General features: G+C 71.3%; 13 protein-coding genes. 12 read left to right on the top strand and 1 reads right to left on the bottom strand.

Features of this window, described 5'->3' with window-relative positions:
* Positions 1-284 precede the first annotated feature (284 nt).
* The 7 genes from kdpF to HZB25_00870 all read left to right on the top strand — a co-directional run bounded on the left by kdpF (position 285) and on the right by HZB25_00870 (position 9,390).
* Positions 285-404 (top strand): K(+)-transporting ATPase subunit F, encoded by a 120-nt coding sequence (gene kdpF, locus HZB25_00840; GenBank protein MBI5835764.1) that lies wholly within the window; start codon positions 285-287, stop codon positions 402-404.
* A gap of 12 nt (positions 405-416) precedes the next feature.
* Positions 417-2,204 (top strand): potassium-transporting ATPase subunit KdpA, encoded by a 1,788-nt coding sequence (kdpA, locus tag HZB25_00845; protein MBI5835765.1) that lies wholly within the window; start codon positions 417-419, stop codon positions 2,202-2,204.
* Complete coding sequence (gene kdpB / locus HZB25_00850; GenBank protein ID MBI5835766.1) at positions 2,204-4,279, top strand: potassium-transporting ATPase subunit KdpB; 2,076 nt, start codon at positions 2,204-2,206, stop codon at positions 4,277-4,279. The genes kdpA and kdpB overlap by 1 nt, the downstream gene beginning before the upstream one ends.
* A gap of 55 nt (positions 4,280-4,334) precedes the next feature.
* The gene (gene kdpC, locus HZB25_00855; protein ID MBI5835767.1) at positions 4,335-4,976 is read left to right on the top strand and encodes a K(+)-transporting ATPase subunit C; all 642 of its coding nucleotides are present in this window, start codon (positions 4,335-4,337) and stop codon (positions 4,974-4,976) included.
* Positions 4,977-5,019: 43 nt separating this feature from the next.
* Complete coding sequence (locus HZB25_00860; protein MBI5835768.1) at positions 5,020-5,832, top strand: hypothetical protein; 813 nt, start codon at positions 5,020-5,022, stop codon at positions 5,830-5,832.
* Between the two features lie 70 nt (positions 5,833-5,902).
* On the top strand, positions 5,903-8,626 hold the full coding sequence (locus HZB25_00865) for a sensor histidine kinase KdpD (protein ID MBI5835769.1): 2,724 nt from the start codon (positions 5,903-5,905) through the stop codon (positions 8,624-8,626).
* Positions 8,623-9,390 (top strand): response regulator, encoded by a 768-nt coding sequence (locus HZB25_00870; protein ID MBI5835770.1) that lies wholly within the window; start codon positions 8,623-8,625, stop codon positions 9,388-9,390. Before HZB25_00865 ends, HZB25_00870 begins: the two co-directional genes overlap by 4 nt.
* Before the next feature lie 51 nt (positions 9,391-9,441).
* Here the strand turns inward: HZB25_00870 and HZB25_00875 are convergent, their stop codons facing one another.
* On the bottom strand, positions 9,442-10,191 hold the full coding sequence (locus HZB25_00875) for an NAD(P)H-binding protein (protein ID MBI5835771.1): 750 nt from the start codon (positions 10,189-10,191) through the stop codon (positions 9,442-9,444).
* A gap of 319 nt (positions 10,192-10,510) precedes the next feature.
* Here HZB25_00875 and HZB25_00880 point away from each other — a divergent pair, with 319 nt between their 5' ends.
* The 5 genes from HZB25_00880 to HZB25_00900 all read left to right on the top strand — a co-directional run bounded on the left by HZB25_00880 (position 10,511) and on the right by HZB25_00900 (position 17,900).
* Complete coding sequence (locus tag HZB25_00880) at positions 10,511-11,731, top strand: sigma-54-dependent Fis family transcriptional regulator (protein ID MBI5835772.1); 1,221 nt, start codon at positions 10,511-10,513, stop codon at positions 11,729-11,731.
* Positions 11,703-12,452, top strand: a complete 750-nt coding sequence (locus tag HZB25_00885; GenBank protein ID MBI5835773.1) for an SDR family oxidoreductase — start codon at positions 11,703-11,705, stop codon at positions 12,450-12,452. The genes HZB25_00880 and HZB25_00885 overlap by 29 nt, the downstream gene beginning before the upstream one ends.
* Positions 12,453-12,748: 296 nt before the next feature.
* Entirely contained in the window at positions 12,749-13,762 is a 1,014-nt protein-coding gene (locus HZB25_00890; GenBank protein MBI5835774.1) for a Gfo/Idh/MocA family oxidoreductase, read from the top strand.
* Positions 13,763-13,772: 10 nt separating this feature from the next.
* On the top strand, positions 13,773-15,332 hold the full coding sequence (gene lnt, locus HZB25_00895) for an apolipoprotein N-acyltransferase (GenBank protein ID MBI5835775.1): 1,560 nt from the start codon (positions 13,773-13,775) through the stop codon (positions 15,330-15,332).
* Between the two features lie 333 nt (positions 15,333-15,665).
* Positions 15,666-17,900, top strand: a complete 2,235-nt coding sequence (locus tag HZB25_00900; protein MBI5835776.1) for a S8 family serine peptidase — start codon at positions 15,666-15,668, stop codon at positions 17,898-17,900.
* Positions 17,901-18,031: the final 131 nt, after the last annotated feature.

Raw genomic sequence — 18,031 nt, forward strand, 5'->3', positions numbered from 1 at the left:
GCCCTCCCGGCCGGACGGCCTGGAAGGATCTCACCACGAAACCGCGCAAGCCCGGCGTCAAGACGGCCCGGTCGGGCATCAGGATTCCGTCAGAATTCCGCTGCCCGCTCCGCCTGGCCGCCTCCGGCCGCTTCTTAACACCCCCCTGACGCCTGTTCAGAGTCCAATCCCCCGTGGTGAGCAGTCGACCGGGGGCCGGCGCCTGGCTTGCCAGGGAGCGCCTGACGTGCTGGACCTGCTCTACCTGGTCGTGACCCTGATCTTCTTCCTCGCGTGCGTCGCCTATGTCCGCGGCTGCGCGCGACCGTGAGGCGGCCGTGTTCGACTTGATCTGGGCGGGGGCGCTGGTGTTGCTGCTGCTGGGCTACCTGCTCTACGCGTTGCTCAAACCCGAGCGTTTCTAGGAGCGGCGGACCATGACTTCGCACGGAGTGGTGCTGGTGCTGGCGTTCTTCGGCCTGGTGTTGCTCGTCACCCGGCCGATGGGGGCGCACCTGGCCCAGGTGTTCGAGGGCAGGCGCACCTGGCTGGACCCCTTGCTGCGACCCCTCGAGCGCGGCATCTACCGGGTCTGCGGAGTGGATCCCGGCGAGGACATGCGCTGGACCACCTACGCCGTGGCGCTGTTCGCGTTCAGCGTCGTGGGGATGCTGCTGTCCTACATCCTGCTCCGAATGCAGGGACATCTGCCGCTCAACCCCCAGGGCTTCGGGGCGCGGGAGATGACCCCGGACCTGGCATTCAACACCGCGGCCTCCTTCACCACCAATACCAACTGGCAGTCGTACGTGCCCGAGACCACCGTGAGCTACTTCTCGAACATGGTGGCCCTGGCGGTGCATAACTGGACTTCGGCGGCATCCGGAATGGCCGTGGCGGTCGCCTTCGTGCGGGGCCTGGTGCGCCGCGGTTCCGGGGCGGTGGGCAACTTCTGGGTCGACGTCACCCGCGGGACCCTGTACGTCCTGCTGCCCCTGAGCCTGGTGGGCGCGCTGGTGCTGATCTGGCAGGGCGTGCCGCAGAACTTCGACCGCTACACGCAGGCACGGACCCTGGAAGGGGCCACCCAGGTGATCGCCCAGGGACCGGTGGCCTCCCAGGAGATCATCAAGGAGCTCGGCACCAACGGCGGGGGCTTCTTCAACGCCAACTCGGCGCACCCCTACGAGAATCCCACGCCGCTGAGCAACCTGCTCCAAATGCTCGCGATCTTCCTGATCCCCGCCGGAATGACCTTCATGTTCGGCCGCATGGCCGGCAACACCCGCCAGGGCTGGGCGATCTTCGCGGCGATGAGCGTGCTGTTCCTCGCGGGCGCCCTCACCGCTGGCCACTTCGAGCAGTCCGGCACCCCCCAGCTCGCGGGCCACGGGGTCGAGATGCGGGCGAGTCCGGGGCAGCCGGGCGGCAACATGGAGGGCAAGGAGACCCGCTTCGGCATCGCGGGCTCGTCGCTGTTCGCCACTGTCACCACCGACGCCTCCTGCGGCGCGGTGAACTCGATGCACGACAGCTTCACGCCCATCGGCGGACTGGTGCCGATGGCCAACATCCTGACCGGCGAGGTCATCTTCGGCGGGGTGGGGGCCGGGCTCTACGGCATGCTGATGTTCGCCATCCTGGCCGTGTTCATCGCCGGCCTGATGGTGGGGCGCACGCCGGAGTACCTGGGGAAGAAGATCGAGCCCTACGAAGTGAAGATGGTCATGCTGGCCGTGCTGGTGCTGGCCGCATGCGTGCTGGGCTTCACCGCGCTGGCCACCGGGGTGGACCTGCCCCAGGGGCACCCCTGGAACCGGGTGGGCCTCACCGGCACATACCTGGGCGCCACGTGGAACAACGTGAACAACGGCGGGCCGCACGGCTTCTCCGAGATCCTGTACGCATTCGATTCCGCCGCCGGCAACAACGGCTCGGCCTTCGCCGGAATCACCGCCAACACGCCGTTCTACAACTTCACCATCGGCCTGGCGATGCTGGCGGGCCGGTTCCTGATGATCATCCCGCTGCTCGCCGTGGCCGGGAGCCTGTCGGCAAAGAAGGTGGTGCCCGCCTCGGCGGGGACCTTCCCGACCGACGGCGCCACCTTCGTGGTGCTGCTGGTGGGAATCGTCCTGATCGTGGGCGCCCTGACGTACTTCCCCGCGCTGTCGCTCGGGCCGATCGTGGAGCACTTCCAAATGCACGCAGAAGGGATGTTCTGATGCGGGCCGGCTCGCGCAACGCGCCGCGCCCGCTGCTCGACGGGCCGGTGATCGCCCGGGCACTGGGGGAGGCGCTCCGCAAGCTGGACCCGCGGATGGTGGCCCGGAACCCGGTCATGTTCGTGGTCGAAGTCGGAAGCGTGGTCACCACGTGGCTGTTCTTCCGAGGCCTGCTGGCGCATGACCCCGAGGCCGGATTCGTGGGCCACATCAGCCTGTGGCTCTGGTTCACGGTGCTCTTCGCCAACTTCGCGGAGGCCATGGCCGAGGGCCGGGGCCGGGCGCAGGCGGATTCGCTGCGCAAGGCCCGGACCCGGACCAGCGCGCGCCGGCTCCCTGGGGGGGCGGTGGGCGGGCCGGAGGAGGCGGTCCCGGCCGAGCAGTTGCGCAAGGGCGACCTGGTGGTGTGCGAAGCGGGCGACCTGATCCCCGGCGACGGAGAGGTGATCGAGGGTATCGCCTCGGTGGATGAGTCGGCGATCACCGGGGAGAGCGCACCCGTGATCCGCGAGAGCGGCGGGGATCGCAGCGCGGTGACCGGCGGCACGCGCGTGCTCTCGGACCGGATCGTGGTCCGCATCACCTCGAACCCGGGGGAGACGTTCCTCGACCGCATGATCGCCCTGGTCGAGGGAGCCCGCCGCCAGAAGACCCCCAACGAGATCGCCCTCAACATCCTGCTGGCGGGCCTCACGATCGTGTTCCTGCTGGCCGTGGCCACGCTGCTGCCCTACGCGGCCTACGGGGTCCGCTCCGCGGGCGCGGGATTGCCGCCCTCGATCACCGTGCTCGTGGCGCTGCTGGTGTGCCTCATCCCCACCACCATCGGCGGGCTGCTCTCCGCCATCGGAATCGCCGGCATGGACCGCGTGATGCAGCACAATGTGCTGGCCATGTCGGGCAAGGCGGTGGAAGCCGCCGGCGACGTCAACACGCTGCTGCTGGACAAGACCGGCACCATCACCCTGGGCAACCGGCAGGCGGTCGGCTTTCTGCCGCTGCCGGGAGTGGACGTGGCGGACCTGGCCGATGCGGCGCAGCTCTCCTCCCTTCCGGACGAGACCCCCGAGGGGCGGAGCGTGGTGGTCCTGGCCAAGGAGAAGTACGGCCTGCGGGGCCGCGAGCTGCAGGCGCAGGAGGCGCAATTCCTGCCGTTCACCGCCCAGGCCCGCATGAGCGGCGTGAACCTGAACGGCGCCGAGATCCGCAAGGGGGCCGCGGACGCGGTGCGCCTGTACGTGGAGCGCAGGGGCGGCACCTGGCCCGCGGAGCTGGGCCCCCTGGTCGCGGGCGTGGCCACCTCGGGGGGCACTCCGCTGGTCGTGGCGCGCGACGCCCGCCCGCTGGGCGTGATCCACCTCAAGGACGTGGTCAAGGGCGGGACGCGCAACCGCTTCGAGCAGCTCCGCCGCATGGGCATCCGCACGGTGATGATCACCGGCGACAACCCGCTCACCGCGGCGGCCATCGCGGCCGAGGCGGGGGTGGATGATTTCCTGGCGGAGGCCACCCCCGAGACCAAGATGAAGCTCATCCGCGAGGAGCAGGCGGGCGGCAAGCTGGTGGCCATGACCGGCGACGGGACCAACGACGCCCCGGCCCTGGCCCAGGCCGACGTGGGCCTGGCGATGAACACCGGCACGCAGGCCGCCAAGGAGGCCGGCAACATGGTGGACCTCGACAGCAACCCCACCAAGCTGATCGAAGTGGTCGAAATCGGCAAGCAACTGCTGATGACCCGGGGGTCGCTGACCACGTTCAGCATCGCCAACGACGTCGCCAAGTACTTCGCCATCATCCCCGCGATGTTTGCGGCCACCTATCCGGCCCTGGGCGCGCTCAATGTGATGCGGCTCACCAGCCCGCACTCGGCGGTGCTGGCGGCGGTGATCTTCAATGCGCTGATCATCGTGGCGCTGATCCCCCTGGCGCTGCGCGGGGTGCCGTACAGGCCGATGGGCGCCGCGGCGGTGTTGCGGCGCAACCTGCTCGTCTACGGCCTGGGCGGGTTGCTCGTGCCCTTCCCGGGAATCTGGCTGCTGGACCGACTCCTGGTGGCGTTGCGCCTGGCATGAGGCCAGGGACGGGGCGCCACGGGGCGTCCCGTCCCGGGCTTTCACTGGAGGAACGATGATCCGACAGCTCTGGTCCGCCGTGACGATGGTGCTGGTGATGACCTTGCTCACGGGCCTGCTGTTCCCGGTGGCGATCACCGGACTGGGACGGGCGCTGTTCCCGCGACAGGCGGCGGGGAGCCTGGTGGTCCGCGACGGCGTGACCGTGGGCTCCACCCTGATCGCGCAGGGATTCACCCGGTCCGGCTACTTCCACCCGCGGCCCTCGGCCGCAGGTTCCGGATACGACGGCGCCAGTTCGGGCGGCACGAACCTGGGCCCGACCAGTCGCAAGCTGCTGCTGGGGGTCCACCGGACCCTGCCTGACGGGAAGGACGATGCCTCGAACTTCGACGGAGTGGCGGACCTCGCCGCCGGCTACCGGCGGGAGAACCTGCTGGCAGCCTCGGCTCCGGTGCCCGCCGACGCGGTGACCCGCTCCGCGAGCGGGCTGGACCCGCACATCAGCCCGGAGAACGCCCGGCTGCAGATCGCGCGCGTGGCTCGAGCCCGCGGGCTCGACCCGGCCGCCGTGGAGCGACTGGCGGCCCGTCACGTGGAGCCCCGCAGGTTGGGATTCCTGGGCGAGCCGCGCGTGAATGTGCTGCAACTCAACCTCGACCTGGACCGGCTGGTTCCGCCCGCCGGCCCGCGCTGAGACGGAGATTCGGGCACGCCGCCCGGGAATGGAGACCGACCCCTTGAAATCCAGACTGCTGTCCGGCCTTTGCGCGGCCGCACTGGCATTCGCCTCCGCCCCTGCCGCCTGGTCCCCGCCCGCGCCGGACCGCGCCGCTGCGCCGGCCGCCGCGACCGCCGCCGCGAAACCCGCGGGGCCTTTCGCCTTCGCCGACTTCCCGTGGATGCCCGGGAACATGGGCGCCAGCGGGCGGCCGCTCACCGTGGGCCCCTTCACCGGCGAACTGCGCGTGGACGACGCATATCACTTTGACTTCTCGAGACCGGCGGACGGCACCATTTCGGGCTCGAGCGAGGTGTTTCGGCACGGTGAGTTCAAGCTCACCCAGCTGGGGATCGGTGCCGCCCTGCTGTACAAGAACGTCACGGCCCGGCTGATGACCCAGTTCGGCATGTACTCGCAAACCACGCCGCGCAACGACGCCAGCCCCGGGCGGGGGCAGTCGCGCCATGACCGCTTCGCCCTCACCGTGGGAGGCGGGGCCATCAACAACCCCGGCCGCTACCTGGTGCTGATGCCGCCGATCAACGGGGCGACGGCACTTTCGGGTTCGCCCTGCTTCACCATGAACCCCGGCGATCCGTTCAAGGCCTGGGACATGCAGGTGGCCGCGGACTACAACCCCCGGCCCTTCGTGACCTTCCGGCTCGAGTACAACCATCGCCACGCCAGCGTTCCCTGCTTCGCGGGGCCTGGCGGAGTCACCCCGCCCGGCGGCAACCAGGGCGCACCCGGCTCCCTGGTGCCGGACTGGAGGCCGGACCTGGTGCACGACGAGGACCGCCTCACCTTCGCGATGCTGGTCAGGACGTGATCCTGCCCGCCTACGGGATCGTGTATTCTCGCTCCCGCCGGGCGGGCGCCGCGGGTGCGGCACGCCCTGGATGGGGGTGCAAACGGTGAGCGAGGAATCCAGGCCCGACCCCGAGAAGCTCCTCGAGCGACTGCGCCAGGAGGAGGAGCAGGCCCGGCGCGCCAAGCTCAAGATCTTCTTCGGGGCCTCGGCCGGCGTGGGGAAGACCTACGCCATGCTGGTGGAGGCGCGCGAGCGCATCGCCACGGGCACCGACGTGGTGGCCGGGGTGGTGGAGACCCACGGTCGCGCCGAGACCGGCTCGCTCCTCGCGGGCGTCCCCGTGCTTCCACTGCGCGACATCTCCTACCGTGACTCGGTCCTCCGCGAATTCGACCTCGACGGCGCGCTCCAGCGCCGGCCCGAATTGATCCTGATTGACGAGCTCGCCCACACCAACGCCCCCGGGTCCCGCCACGCCAAGCGCTGGCAGGACGTCGAGGAACTCCTCGCGGCGGGCATCAACGTGTACACCACGCTGAACGTCCAGCACGTCGAGAGCCTCAACGACGTGGTGGCCCAGATCACCGGCGTGTGGGTGCGCGAGACGGTGCCCGACTCCGCCCTGGACCGCGCCGACGAGATCGAGTTGGTGGACCTCCCGCCCGACGACCTGTTGCAGCGCCTGCGGGAGGGCAAGGTGTACGTGCCGGGCCAGGCCCAGCGCGCCATGGAGGGGTTCTTCCGCAAGGGGAACCTGATCGCCTTGCGCGAGCTGGCGCTGCGCCGCACCGCCGAGCGGGTGGACGCGCAGATGGAGTCCTACCGCCGGCGCGAGGGGATCGATCGCAGCTGGCCGGTGGGGGGACGCATCCTGGTGTGCGTGGGAGATCCGGCGATGGCCCCCGCTCTGGTCCGGGCCACCCGGCGGATGGCCGCGGGCCTCAAGACCGAGTGGATCGTGGCACACGTCGAAGTTCCGGGGCGGACCCGGCCGTCGCACGAACGGGACCACCTGGGAGATGTGCTGGCCTTCGCCGAGGAGCTTGGAGCGGAGACCGCGGTGCTCACGGGGCCGCGCGTGAGCGACGAGATCCTGAACTTTGCGCGCGAGCGGAACGTGGCGCGGATCGTGGTGGGCAAGCCCACGCGACGGCGCTGGGAACGATTCGCATTCGGCTCCCTGGTGGGCTCCTTGCTCCAGGACAGCGGCCCGATCGACCTGTACGTCATGGAGGCCGGGGCGTCCGATGCCGGGGACCGCCGCGCCGGGCGGGCCGGCGAGCCACCGCGGGGCCGCACGCGTGCTGCGCCCATCATCCAGGCGGTGGCCGTGGTGGCCGTATGCACCGCCGTGGCATGGCTGCTGCGGGGACGCCTGGAGCGTGCCAACCTGATCATGATCTACCTCGTGGGGGTGATGGCGGTTGCGGTGCGCTACGGTCGGCTTCCCTCGGCATTGTGCTCGGTGCTCAGTGTGGCGGCCTTCGACTACTTCATGGTGCCGCCGTTCATGAGTTTCGCGGTATCCGACACCCAGTACCTGCTGACCTTCACCGTGATGCTCGTTGCCGCGCTCCTGATCAGCGGGATGGCGGTGAGCCTGCGACAGCAGACCGGGGCCGCGCGGCAGCGCGAAAGGCGCGCCGGGGCCCTCTACCGCCTCAGCCGCGACCTGTCCGGGATCCGCGGCACCCGCGAACTGCTGACCGCCGCGCTGCACAATCTTTCCGACGTGCTCGAGAGTCGCACGGCGATCCTGATGCCGGACGCTTCCGGCGCCCTGTACCTCGGCGCCGGGGATCCGGACGTGCTCGATTCCGCGGGCCACGAGATGGGTGTGGCCCGGTGGGTGAGGGAAAACGCACAGCCCGCCGGACTGGGCACCGCGACCCTGCCCGCCGCCCGCTCGCTGCACCTGCCGCTGGCCGGCTCACGCGGGGTGGTGGGGGTGCTTTCGGTGCGTCCGGCGGCCATGGACGGGCGCATCAGCCCGGAGCACACGCGCCTGCTCGAGACCTTCGGCAACCAGATCGCCCTGGCGCTCGAGCGCGTGCAACTCGCAGACCAGGCCGAGGCGGCGCGGGTAGAACTGGAATCGGACCGGCTCCGGAGCACCCTGCTCAGCTCGGTGTCCCACGACCTGCGCACGCCACTCGCTTCCATCACCGGAGCCACCAGCAGCCTGCTTCAGGACCACGGGGGCCTGGACGAGGGCGCGCGCCGGGAGTTGATCGAGACCGTGGCCGAGGAGGCGCAGCGGCTCAATCGCCTGGTGGGCAACCTGCTCGACATGACGCGGCTGGAATCGGGAGCGCTGCGCATCACCCGCGAGTGGCATTCGCTCGAGGAAGTGGTGGGCGTCGCGCTGCACCGCCTGGAGACCCGGCTGGCCGGGCGCCCGGTGCGGGTGGACCTGCCCCGCCAGCTGCCGCTCCTGCCCATGGACGACGTGCTGGTCGAGCAGGTGCTCTTCAATCTGGTGGAGAATGCGGTGAAGTACACCCCCGAGGGCACACCCATCGAGATCTGCGCCGTGCTGGCGGATGGGGAGGCGGGCGTGGAGGTGCGGGACCGCGGGCCCGGCCTGCCGCCGGGGGAGGAGGACCGCGTGTTCGAGAAGTTCTACCGCGTCGCGCGCGCCGGCGGAGTCGGAGGGGTGGGCCTTGGGCTGCCCATCTGCCGGGGGATCATCGAGGCCCACGGCGGGCGCATCCAGGCGTCGAATCGACCCGAGGGGGGCGCGGTATTCCGTTTCACGCTGCCCATCGGCGGCGAGCCTCCCAGGGTTGAAGCCGAGGGAGAGACGCCATGACCCACCCCGGCCCAGCCGGACCCCTTGGGCCGTCCGGCCCACCCGGACCCGCCGCCGGCGACGTGCCGCCCGCCAACCCCCCGGTGGTTCTCGCCATCGAGGACGAGAAACCGATCCTGCGCTTCCTGCGCGCCACGCTCGCGGGCCACGGTTACCGGCTGGTGGAGGCCGTCACCGGCGAGGAGGGCTTGCGCCAGGCCCGCGCGCGCGTGCCCGACCTGATCCTGTTGGACCTCGGCCTGCCCGACCTGGACGGGCTCGAGGTCGCCCGCCGGCTCCGGGAATGGTCCAAGGTGCCCATCATCGTGCTTTCCGCCCGCGGACAGGAGCGCGACAAGATCGCCGCGCTGGACCTCGGCGCGGACGACTACGTCACCAAGCCCTTCGCCGTCGGGGAACTGCTGGCAAGGATGCGCGTCGCACTGCGCCACGCGGCGCGCGGGGGGCTGGGTGAGGGGGACACGGTGGTGCGGGTGGGGGATCTGTGCGTGGATCGCATGCGCAGGGTGGTCACTCTCGCGGGTCGCGAAGTGCGCCTCACGCCTCTGGAGTACCGGCTGCTCGCGGCGCTCTCGGACTTCCCCGGCCGCGTGCTCACCCACGAGCACCTGCTCAAGCAGGTGTGGGGCCCGGGCTATGCCCGGCAGCACCATTACCTGCGCGTCTACATGGCGCAGCTGCGTCAGAAGCTGGAGCGCGACCCATCGAGGCCCGAGTACCTGCTCACCGAGCCGGGTGTGGGCTACCGGATGCGGGAGGAGTAGGACGGGCCGGCCCTCCCGTACCCCGTCAAACCCGGCGCCGGCGCATCGCGGTCAACGCCGGCTCCTGGAACCTCCGGCATCCACGATCACGGGCAGGGTGCCCTTCCAGCGAGTCCACACCTCCGGGCTCACGACGGACTCGCACATGAAATGCGCGACGTTGGCCATGCTGGAGCTGCCCGGAGCGAAGAGACTGCTGACGAGGCCTTCGTGAATTGTGTACTCCGGGGCGCCACTTTCCAGCAATGTGTCGGGACGCACCACCATCCACTCGACGAACGGGTGGGCCACGCCGATTCCGCCGTGGAGGAAGTTCGCCGCGTCCTGATTGTCCCGCGCCGGCGGGAGCACCCCGCGGAGTGCCCACACGAACGCCCTCTCGAACGCCCCGCGAGGCGCATCGAGGCCGCCGGGGCGATGGACCGAGACGCTGCTCATGAGAATGAACTTGACCGGCCTCCCGGGTCGAAGCGCTTCGATCGCACGGCACAGCCGCGCCGTAGCCCGCGTGACGAGGTCGCGCGGCGGCCCGAAGATGCCCCTGAGAATGAGAGTGTGCCCCAGGCATGAGATGACCGCGTCACAGCCGGAAACGTGGCCCAGGAGGTCTTCCTGGTCGAGGGACAGCAGGTCGGCCTCGACCACGGTCAGGCGCGGATCATTCGCCGCGTCGGCGGGGAGCCTCCGAGCGGATCGCACGATGGTGCGGACGCCGATGCCCCGCCCAAGGAGTTGCTCCATCACGCACCGGCCGGTGCGCCCGGTGGCGCCAAGCAGCAGCACTGTCAGCCGGGCGGACATCAGCCAGTCTCCCCAGGGCGCCCAGGGCTCATGGGTGTGAACCCCCCGGCGCCCGCTGGGGCGTTCGCAATGACGCGGCACATGGTCCCTCCCCGGGCGTCCCCCAGGCGGATCAGTCTCTCCGGGGTCCGGGCTTCCGGAGACCCACGGTCCAGAATCGCACCGTACCACATGGCGTGGCGGCCATCGATCCCTGGCAGACGGGAGGGCGCGGAACATCGAATTCTCCCCTTCCGAATCCCCCCGAATTCCCCGTTGCGCGTCCCACGCCCCCATCACATCCATAGCCACCCACCCCCCGCTCCCCCGTCCCCCCGCCATGATATCCATAGCCACTCACCCCCCGATCGCCCGTCCCCCCGGGAGTCCAACCAGTCCCCGTCCGCCCCGCGTTCCCGTTTCCCCGCTCAAGGAACCCCGTGCCATGCCCGAAAGCCTGGCCGATCCCGGCGTGCCCTTCGCGGCGCCGGCAGCGCAAGCCCCGACCCCGGATCTCCCCGTGGAAGCAAGCGTTCCGATTCCGCGAACTTCACACCCGCCGCGGTCTTCTTCCCCCGAGCCGCCGCCGTCCCGATTCGGTATCATCGGGGGCAGCCCCGCCATGCTGGCGTTGTTTGATCTCCTGGACCGGGTGCTGCCCTCCGCGGTGCCGGTCCTGATCGAGGGCGAGACCGGCACCGGCAAGGAACTGGTGGCCCGCGCGCTGCACCAGCACGGGCCGCGTCGTCCGGGGCCATGGCTGGCGCACAACTGCGCGGCCACGCCGGAGCCGCTGCTGGAGAGCGAGCTGTTCGGCCACGCGCGCGGCGCGTTCACCGGGGCCTGGGGCGAGCGGGCCGGGCTGTTCGAGGCGGCCGACGGCGGCACGCTCTTTCTCGACGAGGTGGGGGAGATCTCGCGCGAGAGCGAGGTGAAGCTGCTGCGCGTGGTGCAGGAGGGCGAGGTGCGCCGGGTGGGCGACACTCGCTCGCGGCGCGTGGACGTGCGCCTGGTGGCGGCCACGAACCGCTCGCTGGAGGAGGAGGTCCGCGCGCGGCGCTTCCGCGAGGATCTCTACTACCGGCTGCGCGGAGTGCGACTGGAACTGCCGCCGCTGCGGGAGCGGGGCGAGGACGTCCTGCACCTGGCCCGCTTCTACCTGGGGGCTGCCGCGGCACGGTGGGGCCGGAACCGTCCGGAGCTTTCGCCGGAGGTGGGCGCGCGACTGCTGGAGCACTCCTGGCCGGGCAACGTGCGCGAGCTGATGCACGAGATGGAGCGCGCGCTGCTGTGGCTGGAGCCGGGCGCGCGCCTGGAGTCGAGACACCTCTCGCCGGAGTTCGGTCGCGCCGAGCAGCGTGGAGGACGCCGCGGCAGCTACCAGTTCGAAACCGACCGCTTCAAGCGGCGGCTGCTCCGGGAAACGCTCACGCGCACCCGGGGCAACAAGTCGGCCGCGGCGCGCCAGCTGGGCCTGACGCGCCAGGGATTCCTCAAGCTCTGCCACCGCCTGCAGGTGGCCTGGGAGAAGGATGGCGACGGCAACGCCGCTCGAAGGTAGGAACGCGCTGGTGACGGGTGCCGCGCGCGGGCTGGGGCGGGCCACCGCCCTGGCCCTCGCGCGCGCGGGCGCCGACGTGCTGGTGGGCTGGCGCACCCGCGAGGCGGAATCGCGCTCGCTCGCCGACGAAGTCCGCGCCCTCGGCCGGCGCGCCGAGGCGGTGCGCGGCGACGTCACGCACCCCGCGGACGTGGAACGCATCTTCGACGCGGCGGGCAGGTTCGGCGGCGCCGACATCCTGGTGAACAATGTCGGCGACTTCCTGATCCGCGACCTCGCCGGGACCACCTGGGAGCAGTGGACGGCGGTCACGCGCAACAACCTGGACTCGGTGTTCCTGTGCTCCCGCGCCGCCCTGCCGCACATGCGCGAGCGCGGCTGGGGCCGGATCGTGAACCTGGCCGCCGCGTTCGCCTCCGGGGCGCGCGCCGCGCCGCGCATGGGGGCCTACCAGGCCGCCAAGTCCGGGGTGCTGGCCTTCACGCGCACCCTGGCGATGGAGGAGGCGGGCCGCGGCATCACGGTGAATGCCGTTTCTCCGGGCATCATGGACACCGAGGGCGCGGGGCCCGGCGTGCGCTCCAACCCGGGCCTGCACGTGCCGGCGGGCCGGCTGGGCGACCCGCAGGAGGTGGCGCGCGTGGTGGTGTTCCTGTGCGATCCCGGCTCGGGCTACATCACCGGTGCGGACGTGCCGGTGGCGGGCGGCTGGATGCTGTAGCCGCGGCCCGGGTGCGCCGCCCGCGCCGCCCGCAGCCCGGGCTCGCCGCCCGCGCCGCGCGCAGCGTGAGTCGCCCCGCGCGAGACGCCTGTGGCCCGGGTGCGCCGCCCGCGGCCCGCGCCGGGCACGCGCGTCCCCAAGTTTGACCTTCTCCGCGGCCCCTGATACTCTCGCGCGCGAACGAAACCCGGCCGCCACCGGCGGCCCGGCCGCGCCTGCGACGCGGCCCGAACCAACCGCGGTGCGTCCGCGCTTGCACCGCCCGGCGACGGGCGAAAGAGGAGTCGAGGCGCTTCATGGCCAGGAAGACCTTGCGTGTCGGAGTGATCGGCATCGGCGGCGCGGCGCAGATCAACCACCTGCCGGTGCTGAAGAAGATGCCCGACGTGGAAATCGTGGGGCTGTGCGACACGGACCGCGACAAGGCCCGCCGCGTGGCCCAGAAGTTCGGCGTGGAGAACGTCACCGGCAACCTGGACGACTTCCTCAAGAACGAGGAGATGGACGCGGTGCACGTGTGCACCCCCAACTACCTCCACGCGCCCATGACCGTCGCCGCGCTGCAGGCCGGCAAGCACGTGCTGTGCGAGAAGCCCATGGCGCGCAACTCCGCCGAGTCCGAGACCATGGTGAAGGCCGCCCGGGATGCCGGCAAGATCCTCATGTGCGCCTACAACCAGCGATTCCGCGCCGACTCCCAGTTCATCAAGCGCTGCATGGAGAAGAAGGAGCTGGGCACGGTGTTCTACGCCAAGGCCGGCTGGCTGCGCCGTCCAAGCGCGTGGGGCGCGGAGCACTGGATGAGCAACAAGCGCCGCTCGGGCGGCGGGGTGCTGATGGACCTCGGCGTGCCGATGCTGGACCTGGCGCTGTGGTTCCTGGGCAACCCGAAGGTGGTGAGTGCCAGCGGCGTGAGCCACATCACTGACGACGAGGCCGGCGTGGAGGACCTGGGCGCGGCGTTCCTGCGCCTGGAGGGCGGCGCCACGCTCACGCTGGAGGTGAGCTGGACGGTGCTGCTGGAGAAGGACTTCCCGTACTGCAACATCTTCGGCTCCTCGGGGGCGGCGCTCCTGAACCCGCTGCGCCTGCACCGCGGCATGCATGGCAACCTGGTCAACGTCACCCCCAACCTGGACTCCGGGCGCAACGTCAAGGAGTCCTACGAGAACGAGATCGCGCACTTCGTGGAGTGCGTGCGCAAGGGCTCCCAGCCCATCGCATCGGGCGAGGAGGCGCACGCCGTGATGAAGGTGATGGACGCGATCTACAAGTCGGCCTCCACGCGCAAGGAAGTGAAGGTCGGCTGACCTTCCCGCCATGCACCCGGCGTTGAAGCAGGGCTGGCTCGGCGCGGCGCTGGCGCTGGCCGGCGGCCTCGCGCTGGCGCTGGCGTTCCCCGACTGGGAACAGCCGTTCCTCTCCGCCGCGGCACTCGTCCCGCTCGGATACGCGCTCGAAGCGCTGATCGGGCCGGGCACCCCGCATGCGATCCGGCGCGCCTTCGGCCGCGGCTGGATCTTCGGCCTGGGTCTCTTCGGCCTGGGTCTGCACTGGATCGCAAGACTCCCGCTCAAGGAACTCACGCAGCCGTGGCTGCTCTACCCCGCGCTGGTGGTGCTCATGGCCTACCTGGCCCTGTTCACCGGCGGGGTGGGGGTCTCCTACGTCCTGCTGCGCCGGGCCCGGGTGCCGGCGGCGGTCGCGCTCCCGATCGCCTGGCTGGGCTGGGAGCAGATCCGCGCCATGGGCGAGATGGGATTTCCGTGGCTCTCGCTGGGCTACGCGTGGTTCCGCCACCCGGCCCTGATCCAGTGGGCCGCGTGGGGCGGGATCGGGGCGGTGTCGCTGTGGGTGGCCGCGTGCAACGGGCTGCTGCTGCAGGCGCTGCTGACGCCGAACCGGGCCGCCCGGGCGGCGCTGTCGCTGGCCCCGCCGGTGCTGGCCACCGTCGTGGCGCTCACCGGCGCGGCCACGGTGCGGGATCTTCCGGCCGGCCGGTCCCTGCGGGTGGCGATCGTGCAGCCCAACATCGCCGGGGACATCAAGTGGGACCCGCGCTACCTGGTCGCCAACCTGAACGCCACCGTGGCGCTCACCGGGACGGTGGCCGCGCGACGGCCGGAGCTGATCGTGTGGCCGGAGACGGCGGTCCCCACCTACCTGCGCTACGACGATCGCGCCTTCACCCAGGTAACCGGCCTGGTGGCGCGCCTGGGCATCCCGCTGCTCACGGGCTTTCCCGACGCCCGTCCCGACGCCGTGGCGGGCCGCGCCATCTTCAACTCCTCGTCGGTGGTGGTGCCCCCCGGTCAGCTGGACGGCTTCTACGACAAGATGCACCTGGTGCCGTTCGGCGAGCGCATCCCCTTCCAGCGTTTCCTTCCGTTCCTGGGCAAGTTCGAGTTGGGGCAGGCGGAGTGGATGCCCGGCGAGCACGCGCGCGCGCTGAACGCGGGGCCCGCCCGCGCGGGCGTGATGATCTGCTTCGAGTCCATCTTCACCGACATCGCCCGCGCGGAGGTGCGCGACGGGGCCGACCTGCTGGTGAACATCACCAACGACGAGTGGTTCGGGCCGCGCACCGCTCCCTGGCAGCACGCTTCGATGGCGGTGTTCCGCGCGGTGGAGAACCGCACCGGGCTGGTGCGCTGCGCCAACACCGGGGTGAGCTTCCTGGTGGACCCCGACGGCTCGATCCGCGCCGCCACGCCGGTGTTCCGCGCCGCGACGGTGGTGGAGGACGCGCGGCTGGGTTCCGGGGGCACGTTCTACACCCGCCACGGGGACTGGCTGCCGCGCGCCTGGATGACGCTGTGCGTGGCCCAATTGGCGTGGTGCGCAGTTGCTTCGTTATTGACCCGGGGGCGCCGGAGATGAGATAATCTGTTCGTGGGTAGCTGGTGTGCGTCGTCTCCGAGGGAGGCGTCGCCCCATGCGTGCATATCAGTCCATCTTCGAGACGCGCTGTTCCCAGGAATCCAGCGAGATCCGGGAAGGGCGCATTTCTGTATCCGCTCCGGAGCGGGCCGGGGAACACCAGCCCCGCTTCCCGCTGCGGCGGCTGCTCCAGGCGCTGTTGCACCGCGCTCGTCCGCAGCGTCTGGCCACCCGATGAGGCTCGGCCCCGGCCCGGCCGGCGCGGGGGAGAAGCGTGCCGCGAGCGGCCCCGCTCCGACCCGGCGTCTCATCCTCCCCGCGGTCGTGCTGCCCGTGCGCATCGCATTCCTGCTGCTGCTGCTCGCGCCGGCCGTCCTGGCGCCGCGCCCCGCGGCCGCGGCGCGGATCGCCCACGACGAGCGCGTCTCCGATGTCACTTCCACGCCCACGCCCGTGCAGGCCGATCCCGGCGCCCGCATGGGGGTGTTGGGACTGCGTCGCGGGCCATCGCGGCCCGGGTTTGGCGCTGCAGCGCTGGAAGCGGTGGGCATGCTGGTGCTGGGGGAGCCCTCCGAGGCCGACATCTCGGCCGCGGGCGGTCAGGTGATTTCCTCCGGCCCCGGCTTCCGCACCGTCCGGCTGCCATGGGCCTTCGTCCCCGCGCTCGCATCGGTCCCGGGCGTGCGCGTGCTGCAGGCCTCGCGGCCGTTCAAGCCCGAACTCGACATGAGCGCCGCCGCCAGCGGCGCGGTGCTGGCGCACGGAGCGTCCGCGCCGCCGTACCCGGCCACCGGGTTCACCGGCAGACAGGTGGTGCTGGGGCTGGTGGACAGCGGCATTGACTGGACCCACGGCGACTTCAAGGACGCCGCCGGTCACAGCCGCATCCTGCACCTGTGGGACCAGACCGACGCCTTCGGCCCGGCACCGGCGCTTTACCCCTACGGCACCGAGTGGGTGCGCGCCGACCTGGAAGCGGTCGGCGGCGCGCGCGAGGTGGACGTGAGCGGCCACGGCACGCACGTGGCCGGCATCGCCGCCGGCAACGGCGCGGCCACCGGCAACGGCAAGCCCGCGTACACCTACGTGGGCGTGGCGCCCGAGGCCGACATCGTGGCCGTGAAGTCCGACTTCAGCACCACCGGAGTCGTGGACGCCGTGAACTGGATCTTCCAGAAGTCCACGGCGCTGGGCCGCGACGCGGTGGTGAACCTTTCGCTGGGCTCCAACTACGGGCCGCACGACGGCACCGACCCCCAGGAGATCGCGCTCGACGCGCTCAGCGGGCCGGGGCGACTGATCGTGAAGGCGGCGGGCAACACCGGCGGCGAGCGCATCCACGGCCGCGTGGACGTGGGTCCGCGCCGCACCGCCACGCTCTCGTGGGCCGTGTCGCCCTACACCGCGAGTTACTACAACTACAACTTCTTCGACCTCGAGTGCTGGTACTCCGAACAGGACAGCCTCACGGTGACCCTGATGTCGCCCAACGGACAGGTGCTGGGTCCCATCCCCGTGGGCTACTACACCCCCAGCGCGGTGAGCACGCCCGACGGTGCGCTGTACGTGGAGAACGGGGTGCAGGCAACGCAGAACGGCCTGCGGCACCTGTTCATCGAGGTGTGGGACCCCATGATCGGGCAGGAGCCCGCGGCCGGCACCTGGACGCTGCGGGTGGACAACGCCCGGGCGCTCGGGGCTTCCCGCCTGGACGCCTGGCTGGCGGGCTACAACCTCGGCGACGGGCAGGGTGCGGCGACCATGCAGGCGGGCTGGAACCCCGAGGCGGAAATCACCACGCCGGGCAGCGCGCGGCGCGTCATCACGGTGGGGGCGTACTCCACCAAGTCATGCTGGAACGCCCTGGGTCACACCCGGCCGGTGTGCTACATCACCCCCGGCGCCTATGGCTCGCTGGCGTTCTTCTCCTCTCCGGGCCCCACGCGCGACGGGCGCATGAAGCCCGACATCACCGCACCCGGCTTCGGCGTGGCCGCCGCGCTTTCCGGCTCGGTCACCATGGCGGACGGCTACACCGTGGACGACGGCGTGCACGTGATTCAGCAGGGCACCAGCATGTCGGCGCCGCACGTGGCCGGCGCGCTGTGCCTGCTGCTTCAGAAGTTCCCGCACATGGGCCCGGACGAGGCGCTCAGCCGCCTGGCGCTGGGGGCGCTGCGCGACTCGGCCACCGGGCCCGCGCCCAACGACTCCTGGGGCTACGGCAAGCTCAACGTGGCCCGTTCCCTGGCCACTCCCGTGGACGTGCCCGGGGTGATCGCTTCCGGCCGCCCCGCGGTGGCGCTGTTCGCCGCCCCCAACCCGTTCCGCGGCGCGACCCGGGTGCGCGTGGACTTCGCCGCACCCGGCGCCGCCAGGGTGCGCGTGCTGGACGTGTCGGGACGCTGTCTGCGCACCCTGCTCGAGGGAGTGGTGCAGGCGGGCCCGCGGGAGTTCGCGTGGGACGGCACCTCGGCGGGCGGTGCGAGAGCGCCGTCGGGCATCTACTGGGTGGAGGCGCGCCAGGGTGGCTCCCGCGCACTGCGAAAGCTCGGTCTGGTGAGGTAGGAGGTGGCGGGGGGGTCCGGGGCCGGGACTGCCGGTCAAGCCGCGCCGGGGGCGCGGCGCACCGCCCCCCGGCGTCCCGAAACAGCTTGGCGCGCAACAAGGTGTGGGCACGTGGGCCGCTGCCACGTGTG

The organism is Candidatus Eisenbacteria bacterium (assembly GCA_016235265.1).
Lineage (GTDB): Bacteria > Eisenbacteria > RBG-16-71-46 > RBG-16-71-46 > JACRLI01 > JACRLI01.